The organism is Streptomyces sp. NPDC047971 (genome assembly GCF_040653355.1).
In the GTDB taxonomy this organism is placed as follows: domain Bacteria; phylum Actinomycetota; class Actinomycetes; order Streptomycetales; family Streptomycetaceae; genus Streptomyces.
The window spans coordinates 14,577-27,905 of record NZ_JBEZNW010000035.1; the positions used below are offsets into that span (position 1 = coordinate 14,577).

The window sequence follows — 13,329 nt, forward strand, 5'->3', positions numbered from 1 at the left end:
CAGTCACGCGAAAGGCTCTCCGTATGCGCTCCGGGAACGGACGACACCGCAGACCCCGCCAGGCCCCCGCCATAGTCGTCGCCGCAGGCGTGACCGGATCCGCGCTGGCGCTGCCGCTGCTCGCCGCGGGTTCCGCCTCCGCCGCCGACGCCGCCACCTGGGACCGGGTGGCCGAGTGCGAGACGGGCGGCCTGTGGAGCGCACACTTCGGCAACGGTCTCTACGGCGGACTCCAGTTCACGCAGGAGACCTGGGAGGCGTACGGCGGTCTCGCCTACGCGTCCAGCGCGGATCTCGCCAGCCGGGCCCAGCAGATCGCGGTGGCCGACAAGGCGCTCGCGGCGGGCTCCACCCAGTGGGCCACCTGCGCCCCGATCGCCGGACTGAAGAACGACGGTGTCACGCCGGGCGTCGACCCGGGGCCGGCGGTCACCCCCGAGGAGCCCACGGGCCCCGTCGCGGAGTCGAACCGCACGGCGGGCCTTCCCGCCACCCCCGGGGCCACCGAGCCCGAGACCGCCACCCCCGGGACCACCCCGCCCGCGACGTCGGACCCGAGCGCCACCCCCGAGGCGGCCACCCCGCCCGCCACGCCGACGGCGCCGGGCACCGGCAAGCACCGCGGCGACGCGGCCGCGGAAGAGACGGGCAATCCGGGCAACGGCGACGAAAAGGGTCGACATGCCGCACCGACGGACACGGTGACTGACGCGCCGACAGGCGACGCGACGCCTGGTGACAATGTGCCCAACTCGGACAGTTCGGGTGAATCGAACGGCGAGGGTGCTGAGGGCATCGAGGGTGGTAAGGACGTTACGGACACCAAGGGCAGTTCGGACGAATACACCGTCCAGCCGGGCGACAACCTCACCGACATTGCACGGGAGAACGAACTCCCGGGCGGCTGGGGCGCCCTGTACGACGCCAACCGTTCGACCGTGGGTGCCGACCCCGACCACATCGTCCCTGGCCAGAGCCTCGATCTGACGGTCGATCTCCTCCCGGCGAAGGGGTAGTTCAGGGTCGTATGTCCGGTTCTGTGCAACTGAGACATGGGTCTCTTTGTCTTAACTGGCATATCGCGTCCGCAAAGTTTGCTTCCGTCACCTCTCACCTGCGTAAACACCCTTCGCCCTGAAGTGGGTACGGGCGATATTTCCCCCTTGGGCGTCTTTGAACTTCGGAGGGGTGTGTGTCTACGGTCAGCACCGCTCGCCACCGCGGGCTCCGTCGACCGAAACGCCGAATCCTGCCGTCGGCCGACGGGACAGTCGTCGCGTCATGCGCCGAAGGCAGGAGCGGGGGACCCAAGGTAAGTGCCGCCCCCGGCCGTTGAGACAGGCGGCCGAGGAGCGGCTCGGGGTGAAGCCGCGCGCTGGGTCGCGCGGCCGGGCAACTCACATGGCCCGAACCCGACAGCTCACCTCGCAGGCGTCGGTGAGGAGATTCCCCATGCTGTTTTCCGCCAAGGGCAAACACCGTCGCGCCGCCAAGGCCACCCGCGCCGTCGCCCTCGCCGGCATCGCCGGTGTCGCCGTGGCCGCGCCGCTGATGACCGCCGGTTCCGCCTCGGCGGCGACCGCCTCCGAGTGGGACGTCGTCGCCCAGTGCGAGTCCGGCGGCGACTGGGCCATCAACACCGGCAACGGCTACTACGGCGGCCTGCAGTTCTCCGCCTCCACCTGGGCCGCCTTCGGTGGTACCGCGTTCGCCGCCACCGCCGACCAGGCCACGAAGTCGCAGCAGATCCAGATCGCCGAGAAGGTCCTGGCCGGCCAGGGCAAGGGTGCCTGGCCGAGCTGTGGCGTGGGCCTCTCCAGCGCCGCCTACACGGGTGCCGCGGAGGCCGCGCCGGCCAAGGCCGCCCCGGCCAAGCCCGCGCCGGCCAAGGCCGCCCCGGCCAAGCCCGAGCGCAAGGCCGAGCAGCCGACGACCCGCAGCGAGCAGCGGACCGCGCCGAAGGCCACCGTCACCACCCCCACCGGCAAGAAGGTCGCGAAGGGTGACGGCGAGTACAAGGTCGTCGCCGGCGACACCCTGAGCAAGATCGCCGCCGCCCAGAACGTCGAGGGTGGCTGGAAGAAGCTCTTCGAGCTGAACAAGGACGTCGTCGAGGACGCCGACCTGATCCACCCGGGCCAGCAGCTTCACCTGAAGTGAGCCCGGCGGTTCGCGTGAGTCCGGCGGCTCACGCGGCCCCTCCGACCCTCCCGCGGTGACCACCCCGGCCCGGCACACCCTCCCCCGTGTGTTCCGGGCCGGGGTTCCGCGTTCCCGGACTCCTTGCCGGGTCCCCGTCGTCCTTCCGGGGGCGCTCCCCGTCGTTACTCGTGAGTAGGTCTGGGGTGTTTTGCCCCGGGATACCTGCCCTCGGGTCCTTTTTCGTCCCAGGGGGCGGGCGCCGGGCAGGCCCGGGCCCCGGAGCCGGTTAGGCTCTTGGCGCAAGGCCAAAGCGACCCTGCACAGCAAGCGTCACAACCAGCGTCACATCCCAGAAGGAGATGCTCGTGCCGTCCATCGACGTCGTCGTAGCCCGGGAAATCCTGGACTCCCGAGGCAACCCCACGGTCGAGGTCGAGGTCGGCCTCGACGACGGCAGCACCGGTCGTGCTGCTGTTCCGTCCGGCGCCTCCACCGGTGCCTTCGAGGCCATTGAGCTCCGCGACGGAGACAAGAACCGCTACCAGGGCAAGGGCGTCGAGAAGGCCGTCCTCGCCGTGATCGAGCAGATCGGCCCGGAGCTCGTCGGCTACGACGCCACCGAGCAGCGCCTGATCGACCAGGCCATGTTCGACCTGGACGCCACCGACAACAAGGCATCGCTCGGCGCCAACGCCATCCTCGGCGTCTCCCTCGCCGTCGCGCACGCCGCGTCCGAGGCCTCCGACCTCCCGCTCTTCCGCTACCTCGGCGGCCCGAACGCGCACCTGCTGCCCGTTCCGATGATGAACATCCTGAACGGCGGCTCGCACGCCGACTCCAACGTGGACATCCAGGAGTTCATGATCGCGCCGATCGGCGCGGAGTCCTTCTCCGAGGCCCTGCGCTGGGGCACCGAGGTCTACCACACCCTCAAGGCCGTCCTGAAGACCAAGGGCCTGTCCACCGGCCTCGGCGACGAGGGCGGCTTCGCCCCGAACCTGGACTCCAACCGCGAGGCGCTCGACCTCATCCTGGAGGCCATCAAGCAGGCCGGTTACGTCCCGGGCAAGGACATCGCCCTGGCGCTCGACGTCGCCGCGTCCGAGTTCTACAAGGACGGCTCGTACGAGTTCGAGGGCAAGTCCCGCTCGGCCGCCGAGATGACCGAGTACTACGAGGAGCTCGTCGCCGCGTACCCGCTGGTCTCCATCGAGGACCCGCTGTTCGAGGACGACTGGGCCGGCTGGAAGGTCCTCACCGACAAGCTGGGCACCAAGGTCCAGATCGTCGGCGACGACCTGTTCGTCACCAACCCGGAGCGCCTGGCCCGCGGCATCGAGGAGGGCACCGCCAACGCCCTGCTCGTCAAGGTCAACCAGATCGGTTCGCTGACCGAGACCCTGGACGCCGTCGAGCTGGCCCAGCGCAACGGCTTCAAGTGCATGATGTCCCACCGCTCCGGCGAGACCGAGGACGTCACCATCGCCGACCTGGCCGTCGCCACGAACTGCGGCCAGATCAAGACCGGTGCCCCGGCCCGCTCCGAGCGCGTCGCCAAGTACAACCAGCTCCTGCGCATCGAGGAGATCCTCGACGACGCCGCGGTCTACGCCGGCCGCAGCGCGTTCCCGCGCTTCAAGGGCTGACACCGGCTCAAGGGCCGTCCAGCCCGTCGTACATACGTCCCCGCACCCGGTCCCGTACCGTGTGCGGGGACGCACGGTTTACGGCGCAGGAGAAGGGGAGGCGTCACGACATGGCCGCCAAGGACCGGGACCGGTTCTCGACCGCGACCCGGATCAGGCTGCTCGGTGAGCAGACCGCCGCCCGTGTCTACCGCTCCCAGACCCGCCGCCAGGCCCGCCGCTCACGGCTCACCGGCCGCGCGGCCTTCCTCGCCCTGGTCGTCTGCTCGCTGGTGGTGGCGCTCGCCTACCCGATGCGGCAGTACGTCTCCCAGCGCGGAGAGATCGCCGAGCAGGAGCGCCAGGCCGCCGAGGCCGCCGCCCGGGTCGAGGAGCTGCGCGACGAGAAGGCCCGACTCCAGGACCCGGCCTACGTCCGTCGGCTCGCCCGCGAGCACCTGCACTACGTGCTGCCCGGCGAGACCGGCTTCACCGTGAACGACCCCGAGGCCGAGCGCGCCCGGCGCGAGGAGCAGAGCGCCGCCGACCGCCCGTGGTACTCCGACCTCTGGGACGGCGTCGACCAGGCCGACGCGAACCGCTAGGGGTGTCCGCCGGACCCCCTGGGCGCCTCGGCGCGAGATGATGGGCCCACACCCGGGCCCGGGCCGGCCCCCTCGCGGGCCGGGCCGTCCCCCGCGACCGGAGCCGACCGCCCGGCCGCAGACCGCCCCCGACGAGAAGACAGACGCAGGCATGGAAACGCCCCCTCCGCAGACCGCACGCACCGAGCCCACCGACGCGGACGTCGCCGCCTTCGAGGCACAGCTCGGCCGCCCGCCCCGGGGGCTGCGCGCCATCGCGCACCGCTGCCCCTGCGGCAACCCGGACGTCGTCGAGACCGCGCCGCGGCTCCCGGACGGCACGCCGTTCCCCACCACGTACTACCTGACCTGCCCCCGCGCCGCCTCGGCGATCGGCACGCTGGAGGCCAACGGGGTCATGAAGGAGATGCAGGCCCGGCTCGGCACCGACCCGGAGCTGGCCGCCGCCTACCGGGCCGCGCACGAGGACTACATCGCCCGGCGTGACGCCATCGACGTCCTGGAGGGCTTCCCGAGCGCCGGCGGGATGCCGGACCGGGTCAAGTGCCTGCACGTCCTCGTCGGCCACTCGCTGGCCGCGGGCCCGGGCGTGAACCCGCTGGGCGACGAGGCGCTGGCGATGCTGCCGGAGTGGTGGGCCAAGGGCCCGTGCGTCACGCCGTGCGGGGACGAGAAGGAGTCCGCCCAGTGACCAGGGTCGCCGGAATCGACTGCGGCACGAACTCCATCCGCCTCCTCGTCGCCGATGTGCACCCCGAGTCGGGCGAACTGATCGAGCTGGACCGCCGGATGACGATCGTCCGTCTCGGCCAGGGCGTCGACAAGACCGGAAGGCTCGCGCCCGAGGCGCTGGAGCGGACCTTCGCGGCCTGCCGCGAGTACGCGGCCGTCATCAAGGAGCTCGGCGCCGAGAAGCTCCGCTTCGTGGCGACCTCCGCCTCCCGCGACGCCGAGAACCGCGACGACTTCGTCTCCGGCGTCCTCGACATCCTGGGCGTCGAGCCCGAGGTGATCTCCGGTGACCAGGAGGCCGAGTTCTCCTTCACCGGCGCCACCGCCGAGCTGCACGGCACGGAGAAGTACCTCGTCGTGGACATCGGCGGCGGCTCGACCGAGTTCGTCGTGGGCAACCGGCACGTCGAGGCCGCCCGGTCCGTCGACATCGGCTGCGTCCGGCTGACCGAGCGGCACGTCCGCAGCGACCCGCCGGCCGCCGCCGAGATCGCCGCGATCCGTGCCGACATCCGCGCCGCCCTCGACCTGGCCGAGGAGAGCGTCCCGATCCGGGAGGCGGAGACCCTGGTCGGGCTCGCCGGCTCCGTGACCACCGTCGCCGCGATCGCGCTGGGTCTCCAGGAGTACGAGTCCGAGAAGATCCACCACTCCCGGATCTCGTACGAGAAGGTCGACGAGATCGTCAGGTCGCTGGTCGGCTCCACCCACGCCGAGCGCGCCGCGATCTCCGTGATGCACCCCGGGCGGGTCGACGTGATCATCTCCGGGGCGCTCGTCCTGCTGGAGATCATGGAGCGGACGGGGGCTCGTGAGGTCGTCGTCAGCGAGCACGACATCCTCGACGGAATCGCACTGTCCGTGGCATAACGGGCACCCGGCGGCACGTCCGGAAACGGTCCGTCGAGAAAGTTCGTGAAGTTCTTCACAAGGAAAAGGGCCCTGATGGGGGCCGAGGGGGCCGTTCAGGGCCTCCAACACCCCTGTCGGGGCTCTTTCGTAGGCGGGGAGCGTTGTTCGCTCGATGTTTCCATCGCGTGAACGGGCCCTGTGGTTCAGCGTTAACGACAGCTCTCCGGGCCAGTTCAGTAGGGGTGAACAACGTTCACCCCCGCACCCTGGTTCCTTTGCACGACCATGACCTAGGTCACGTGGGCGGCGGAGTGTAGCAGAGGTCCCCCGAGACCTTGTGAAGGGGCGCACGAGCGACCCCCCAGGGAGGGGTGGATACTCGGATGCATGAGCACCACGGAGCGTCCCAGGATCCTCGTAGTAGGCGGTGGGTACGTAGGCCTGTACGCAGCACGACGCATTCTGAAGAAGATGCGTTATGCGGAAGCGACCGTCACGGTCGTCGACCCGCGCTCGTACATGACGTACCAGCCCTTCCTCCCCGAAGCCGCCGCAGGCAGCATCTCGCCGCGCCATGTCGTCGTCCCGCTGCGACGCGTCGTGCGTGGAGCCGAGGTGCTCACCGGTCGCGTCACCACCATCGATCAGGACCGCAAGGTCGCCACGGTCGCGCCGCTCGTCGGCGAGGCCTACGACCTGCCGTTCGACTACCTGGTCATCGCCATGGGCGCGGTCTCCCGCACCTTCCCGATCCCCGGCCTCGCCGAGCAGGGCATCGGCATGAAGGGCGTGGAGGAGGCCATCGGCCTTCGCAACCACGTCCTGGAGCAGCTGGACAAGGCCGACTCGACGACCGACGAGGACGTCCGCCGCAAGGCGCTGACCTTCGTCTTCGTGGGCGGCGGCTTCGCCGGCGCGGAGACCATCGGCGAGGTCGAGGACATGGCCCGCGACGCGGCGAAGTACTACACCAACGTGAAGCGCGAGGACATGCGCTTCATCCTGGTCGACGCCGCCGACAAGATCCTTCCCGAGGTCGGTCCCGAGCTGGGCCGCTGGGGCAAGGAGCACCTCGAGGGCCGCGGTGTCGAGATCTACCTCTCGACGTCGATGGACTCCTGCGTCGACGGTCACGTCGTGCTGAAGAACGGCCTCGAGGTCGACTCCAACACGATCGTGTGGACCGCGGGCGTCAAGCCCAACCCGGCGCTCGCCCGCTTCGGCCTCCCGCTCGGCCCGCGCGGTCACGTGGACGCCCAGCCGACCCTCCAGGTCACCGGCACCGACTACATCTGGACCGCCGGCGACAACGCCCAGGTGCCGGACCTCGCCGCCCGCAAGGCCGGCGTGGAGAACGCCTGGTGCCCGCCGAACGCCCAGCACGCGCTGCGCCAGGCGAAGGTCCTCGGCGACAACGTGGTCTCCGGTATGCGGGGCTTCCCGCAGAAGGAGTACTCGCACTCCAACAAGGGTGCCGTGGCGGGCCTCGGCCTCCACAAGGGCGTCGCGATGATCGTCATGGGCAAGATGAAGATCAAGCTCAAGGGCCGTCTCGCCTGGTACATGCACCGTGGTTACCACGGCATGGCCGTGCCGACCTGGAACCGCAAGATCCGCGTCTTCGCCGACTGGACCCTCGCGATGTTCCTCAAGCGCGAGGTCGTCTCCCTCGGTGCGATGGAGACCCCGCGCGAGGAGTTCTACGAGGCCGCCAAGCCCGCTCCCGCCCCGGCCGCCGCCGTGAGCCAGGAGAAGGCCAAGGCCTCCTAGTTCCACCGCAGTACACCCCCGCAAGGGCCGTCCGCCATCCGTGGTGCGGACGGCCCTTCGGCATGCCCGCGGCAGGCTCCGCCGAGCCCGCCCGGGTGTTTTGCCGAGACGTTGCGCGCCGACGGGACGAAATTCGCCTACGGAGGGTGTTTACGTGGTGACGAGCATTTCTGGGGCACGACATCACGGAGGTGTGCACCATGGCCGACGCCGCATCGCGGCTCACCACTCTCGCGGAGGATCTCCTGGGGGTCCCGCTCCCGGTACGTCTGCGTGCCTGGGACGGCAGTGAAGCCGGCCCCGCGGACGGCCCCGTCCTGGTCGTCCGGCAGCGCCGCGCCCTGCGGCGGCTGCTGTGGAAGCCCGGCGAACTGGGGCTCGCCCGCGCCTGGGTGGCCGGTGAGATCGACGTCGAGGGAGACCTCTACGAGGTCCTCGACCGGCTCGCGGGACTGATCTGGGAGCGCGGGGAGGAGACCAGGAGCGCCCTGGAGGCCGTACGCGATCCGCGGCTGCGCGCCGCCGCGGGCGCCCTGCTGAAGCTCGCCGGGCCGTTCCCGCCGCCCGCGCCGCCCGCCGAGGAGATGCGCCGGCGCACCGGCTCGCGTCACACCAAGCGCCGCGACAAGCAGGCGATCAGTCACCACTACGACGTGGGCAACGACTTCTACGAGCTGGTCCTCGGACCCTCGATGGTCTACTCGTGCGCGTACTGGACGGAGGCCGGGACCCTGGAGGAGGCCCAGCGCGACAAACTGGACCTCGTCGCCCGCAAGCTGAACCTGGGGGAGGGCGACCGGCTGCTGGACGTCGGCTGCGGCTGGGGTTCCATGGCCATCCACGCGGCCCGTGAGTACGGCGCCCAGGTCGTCGGCATCACCCTCTCCCGCGAGCAGGCCGCCTTCGCCCGCAAGCGGATCGCCGAGGAGGGGCTGACCGACCGGATCGAGATCCGCGTCCAGGACTACCGGGACGTCGAGGACGGTCCGTTCGACGCCATTTCGTCCATCGGGATGGCCGAGCACGTCGGCGAGGTCCGCTACCGCGAGTACGCCGACATACTGCACGCCCTGCTCAAGACGGGCGGCCGGCTGCTCAACCACCAGATCTCCCGCCGCCCCGAACGGGACGAGACCGCCTACCAGGTCGACGAGTTCATCGACGCCTACGTCTTCCCGGACGGCGAACTGGCCCCGATGGGCCGCACGCTCAGCACGCTGGAGGACGCCGGCTTCGAGGTCCGTGACGTGGAGGCGATCCGCGAGCACTACGCCCTGACGCTGCGCCGCTGGGTGGCCAACCTGGAGTCCGACTGGGCGCGTGCCGTACGGAACACCTCGCCCGGCCGGGCGAGGATCTGGCGGCTCTACATGGCCGCCTCCGCGGTCTCCTTCGAGCGCAACAGGATCGGCGTGAACCAGTTCCTCGCGGTGAAGACACCGGAGGCGGGCACCTCGGGCGTGGCGCTGCGGCCGCGGGTGTGGGACGAGAAGCGCGGGGGAGCGTCCTGACAGGCCGAACGGCGAAGGGCCGGGCTCCCGTTCGGGGAGCCCGGCCCTTCCTCTGTCCGTACCGCCTGTCGTGCTACTCGGCCTTGATCGCCGTGAGCATGTTCAGCTTCGCGGCGCTCCGGGCCGGCCACAGCGAGGCCAGCACGCCGACCAGCGCGGCGGCGATCAGGAAGAAGCCGATCCGGTCCCAGGGCAGCACCAGGGCGTAGCCCGGCAGACTGGCCTTGATCGTCTCGCCGATCGCCCAGCCGAGGAACGCGCCGAGTCCGATGCCGACGACCGCGCCGAAGACCGAGATGACCACGGCCTCCAAGCGGACCATCCGCTTCACCCGGCGACGGTCGAGACCGATCGCCCGCAGCATCCCGATCTCCTGCTGCCGCTCGAACACCGACATGGCGAGGGTGTTCACGACACCGAGCACGGCGATGATCAGGGCCATGGCCAGCAGGCCGTACATGATGTTGAGCAGGATGTTGATGGGGCCGCCGAAGGCGTCGCGGATGTCCTTCTGGTCCATCACCGAGATGGCCGGGTTCTCGCCGAGGGCCTTGATCAGGGCGCCCTCGCCGGCGGCCGACTCACCGCCGTCCATCTTCACCAGGATCTCCCTGATGTAGGGCTTCTCGGTGTGGGCGTTGACGATCTTGGTGTCCATCAGCACGGGAGAGACGAACTCGTTCCTCTCGTAGACCGCGCCGACGGTCAGCTTGCCCTGCTTCTCGTCCTCGAAGGTGACCGGCAGGGAGTCGCCGACCTTCCAGCCCTGCTTCTCCGCGGTCTTCTGCTCCACCGCGATCTGGCCCTTGCCGAGCGCGTCCAGCGAGCCCTTGACGACCTTGAGGTTCAGCACCTGCTCGATGTCGCCCGGGGTGACGCCGGACGCGGACCGGAACTCGCCCCCGATCTTCAGGTAGCCGGCCTGCTGCGGGGAGACCGCGACGACACCGGGCGCCTTCTCCAGGGCGGTCAGCGCGCTCTCGTCGAGACCGTCGCCCGCGCCCTCGGCCATGGTGACCATGTAGTCGGCCTTGAAGTAGTCGACCGTCATCCTGTCGATGGCCGAGCCCACCGTGGTGCCGAGCACCGACAGGCCGGTGACCAGCGTCAGTCCGATGGCCAGCGCGGAGGCGGTGGCCCCGGTACGGCGGGGGTTGCGGACCGCGTTCTGCCCGGCGAGCTTGCCGGAGACCCCGAACACCCCGACGATCAGCGGCCGGATGAGGGCGATGACCGGGCGGGACAGCAGCGGGATGAGCACGATCACGCCGATGAGGGCGAGGAACGCGCCGCCGCCGATGAACATCCGGCCCGTCTCGCCGCCCTTGCCGGCGCCGAGGACGATCAGGACGGCGCCGAGCGCGGTGATCGCGCTGCCGATGGAGTTCCGGACGACCAGCGACTTGGTGGTGGCCACCGCGTGGACGCTGCTCATCGCCGCCACCGGCGGGATCTTCGCGGCCCGGCGGCCGGGCAGCCAGGCGGCCAGCATCGTGATCAGGACGCCCACGGCGAGCGCGGAGACCACCGGGGTGGCGCCCAGGACCAGCGGGCCGTCCGGCATCTTCAGTTCGAAGGCGGCCATGCCCGCGCGCAGTCCGACGGCGAGGCCGACGCCGAGCGCGTATCCGACGACGGAGGCGACGAGGCCGACGAGTCCGGCCTCGGCCAGCACCGAGCGGGTGATCTGCTTGCGCGAGGCGCCCACGGCCCGCATCAGGGCGAGTTCCTTGGTGCGCTGGGCGACCAGCATCGTGAAGGTGTTGGAGATCAGGAAGACGCCGACGAAGAGCGCGATGCCGGCGAAGCCGAGCAGCACCTGCTTGAAGGCGCCGAGACCGGCCTCGATGTCACGGGCCTGCCGGTCCGCCAGCTCCTGGCCGGTCTCCGCCTGGGCCTCCTTCGGCATGACCTTCAGCACGGCGTCGAGCAGCTTGGCGTCGTCGGTGCCCGGCGTCGCCGTGACGGTCATGTCCGAGTAGAAGCCCGGCTTCAGGTAGAGCTTCTGGGCCACGTCGGTGTCGAAGAGGATCAGGCTGCCGCCGGCGTTGACCGCGCCGTCCTCGGTGGTGAAGACACCGGAGAGGGTGTACGGCTGCACCGGGCCGTTCGTGGCGACGCGGACGCGGTCGCCGACCTGGTAGCCGCCCTTGGCTGCGGTCTCCTTGTCGAGGGCGATCTGGTCGTCCTGGACCGGGCCGGTGCCGGAGGTGAAGGCGTACGCCCGGTCCTCGCCGTCCTTGCCGGGCGCGAAGTTGGTGCCCTTGTTGGACCAGCCGCCGCCGATCAGCCTGCCCTCCTTGTCGGGCACGCCGGCGAAGCCGGAGACCCGGCCGGTGGCGGAGGCGACCCCGTCGACCTGCCCGACCTTCGCCAGCACCTGCTCGGAGATGCCGGGGGTCTTCTTGGCCTGCTCGGGGGTCGGGTACAGGGTGGCGGCGACGGCGACGTCGTCGTAGCTCTTGGCCGACTGGTTGCGGAAAGCCTGGTTCAGGGTGTCGGTGAAGACCAGGGTGCCGGAGACGAAGGCCACGCCGAGCATGACGGCGAGCACGGTCATCAGCAGCCGGGCCTTGTGCGCGAGCACGTTGCGCAAGGCGGTACGGAACATGTGTGTGTCCTGGAGTGGGGCCGGCGCCAGCGGCGGGCCGGGAAGGGAGAGGGCGGGGAGAAGGGGGGCGCGCACGGCTCGTGGCCGGGCGCCGTCGCGGTCCCCGCGTGGGCGGGGCTCCGGGAGGGCGCGTCGGGCGCCCCGGCCTCAGCTCGTGCGGCCCTTGGCGTCGAAGGCCTTCATGCGGTCCAGCACGCCGTCCGCCGACGGGGCGATCATCTCGTCGACGATCCGGCCGTCCGCGAGGAAGATCACCCGGTCGGCGTAGGACGCGGCGACCGGGTCGTGGGTGACCATGACGACCGTCTGGCCCAGCTCCCGTACCGAATTGCGCAGGAAGCCCAGCACCTCGGCGCCCGAGCGCGAGTCCAGGTTTCCGGTCGGCTCGTCACCGAAGATGATCTCGGGGCGGGAGGCGAGCGCGCGCGCCACGGCGACGCGCTGCTGCTGGCCGCCGGAGAGCTGCGCGGGACGGTGGCTCAGCCGGCCGGACAGGCCGATCATGTCGATGACCTTCTCCACCCACTGCTTGTCGGGCTTGCGGCCCGCGATGTCCATCGGCAGCGTGATGTTCTCCAGCGCCGTCAGCGTCGGCAGCAGGTTGAACGCCTGGAAGATGAAGCCGATCTTGTCCCGGCGCAGCTGCGTGAGCTGCTTGTCCTTCAGGGTGCTCAACTCGGTCTCGCCGAGGCGGACCGAACCGGAGCTGAAGGAGTCCAGGCCGGCGACGCAGTGCATCAGGGTGGACTTGCCGGAGCCGGAGGGGCCCATGATCGCGGTGAACTCTCCCTGGCGGAAGTCCACGCTGACCCGGTCGAGGGCGACCACCTGGGTCTCGCCCTGTCCGTAGACCTTCGAGAGATCCGTGGCGCGGGCGGCCACCGCGGTGGCGCGGGACACGGTGGGGGTGGTGGTCACGAGGGGGACTCCTGTCACTGCCGATGTTCGGGAACCACTCCATCGTGTCGAGCGTTGAGGCCCGGAGCGTCCGTCCACGTGCCCGTTCCTGGGGCAGCCTGGAGTCGGACCGGGGGGTGCGCCCCTCCTCCTGAGGTATGACAGGACCCTGAGACGCCCGCCGGAGCGCCGGCCGGGCCCGCGCCGCGTGGGCGATGTGACATAGATGCGGCGAGTTTTCGTCATTCCGGCGTACCGGGATTTGCTCCTGCGACCCCTGTCACAGTTCGTCAGATGGGGCCCCACCTGCACTGACGCACCCTCAGACCTCAATAAAATAAGACAACATCGGGTCGGCGTTCCGCTGAACGGGGGAAGCGTCCCGATAGGCTCCTGTGCCAACGCGGAGCCGCGCGCCATGCCCGGGTGGTGGAATGCAGACACGGCGAGCTTAAACCTCGCTGGCCTTCGGGCCGTACCGGTTCGAGTCCGGTTCCGGGCACAGCTCACCCCTTGTCGATCACGGGTCTCCCTAACGATCTCGGAAAGATCCTCCCCGAGCACTAGGGAGTTTCTTTTGCTTC

General features: G+C 70.3%; 10 protein-coding genes, 1 tRNA gene and 1 riboswitch. Of the genes, 9 read left to right on the top strand and 2 right to left on the bottom strand.

From position 1 onward, the window contains the following. Positions 1 to 89 precede the first annotated feature (89 nt). The 8 genes from AB0D99_RS27290 (at position 90) to AB0D99_RS27325 (ending at position 9,237) form a co-directional block, all read left to right on the top strand. Entirely contained in the window at positions 90 to 1,016 is a 927-nt protein-coding gene (locus AB0D99_RS27290) for a transglycosylase family protein (RefSeq protein WP_362367659.1), read from the top strand. A gap of 258 nt (positions 1,017 to 1,274) precedes the next feature. Beyond that, positions 1,275 to 1,449, top strand: a riboswitch (cyclic di-AMP (ydaO/yuaA leader). 3 nt (positions 1,450 to 1,452) lie between these two features. Then, a complete protein-coding gene (locus AB0D99_RS27295) occupies positions 1,453 to 2,160 on the top strand; it encodes a transglycosylase family protein (RefSeq protein WP_362367662.1) in 708 nt (235 codons plus the stop codon). A gap of 341 nt (positions 2,161 to 2,501) precedes the next feature. Next, positions 2,502 to 3,788: a phosphopyruvate hydratase gene (eno, locus tag AB0D99_RS27300; RefSeq protein WP_362367665.1), complete on the top strand. Its 1,287-nt coding sequence runs from the start codon at positions 2,502 to 2,504 to the stop codon at positions 3,786 to 3,788. A gap of 110 nt (positions 3,789 to 3,898) precedes the next feature. Beyond that, the gene (locus AB0D99_RS27305) at positions 3,899 to 4,372 is read left to right on the top strand and encodes a septum formation initiator family protein (protein WP_362367667.1); all 474 of its coding nucleotides are present in this window, start codon (positions 3,899 to 3,901) and stop codon (positions 4,370 to 4,372) included. Positions 4,373 to 4,523: 151 nt separating this feature from the next. Beyond that, entirely contained in the window at positions 4,524 to 5,063 is a 540-nt protein-coding gene (locus tag AB0D99_RS27310; RefSeq protein ID WP_362367670.1) for a DUF501 domain-containing protein, read from the top strand. Then, positions 5,060 to 5,974, top strand: a complete 915-nt coding sequence (locus AB0D99_RS27315) for a Ppx/GppA phosphatase family protein (protein WP_362367673.1) — start codon at positions 5,060 to 5,062, stop codon at positions 5,972 to 5,974. The genes AB0D99_RS27310 and AB0D99_RS27315 overlap by 4 nt, the downstream gene beginning before the upstream one ends. A 369-nt stretch (positions 5,975 to 6,343) precedes the next feature. Beyond that, positions 6,344 to 7,726, top strand: coding sequence for an NAD(P)/FAD-dependent oxidoreductase (locus AB0D99_RS27320; protein WP_362367676.1), 1,383 nt, complete (start codon positions 6,344 to 6,346; stop codon positions 7,724 to 7,726). Positions 7,727 to 7,926: 200 nt separating this feature from the next. Further along, the gene (locus AB0D99_RS27325) at positions 7,927 to 9,237 is read left to right on the top strand and encodes a cyclopropane-fatty-acyl-phospholipid synthase family protein (protein WP_362367678.1); all 1,311 of its coding nucleotides are present in this window, start codon (positions 7,927 to 7,929) and stop codon (positions 9,235 to 9,237) included. A 73-nt stretch (positions 9,238 to 9,310) separates the two neighbouring features. Here AB0D99_RS27325 and AB0D99_RS27330 read toward each other — a convergent pair whose 3' ends face one another. Next, positions 9,311 to 11,848: an FtsX-like permease family protein gene (locus tag AB0D99_RS27330; protein ID WP_362367681.1), complete on the bottom strand. Its 2,538-nt coding sequence runs from the start codon at positions 11,846 to 11,848 to the stop codon at positions 9,311 to 9,313. 147 nt (positions 11,849 to 11,995) lie between these two features. Further along, positions 11,996 to 12,766 carry an ABC transporter ATP-binding protein gene (locus AB0D99_RS27335; RefSeq protein WP_362367684.1) on the bottom strand — a complete coding sequence of 257 codons (771 nt, stop codon included), beginning with the start codon at positions 12,764 to 12,766 and terminating at the stop codon, positions 11,996 to 11,998. Positions 12,767 to 13,165: 399 nt separating this feature from the next. On the opposite strand from AB0D99_RS27335, the gene AB0D99_RS27340 reads away from it, so the two are divergent. Continuing rightward, positions 13,166 to 13,247: transfer RNA gene (locus AB0D99_RS27340), tRNA-Leu, on the top strand. Positions 13,248 to 13,329 lie beyond the last annotated feature (82 nt).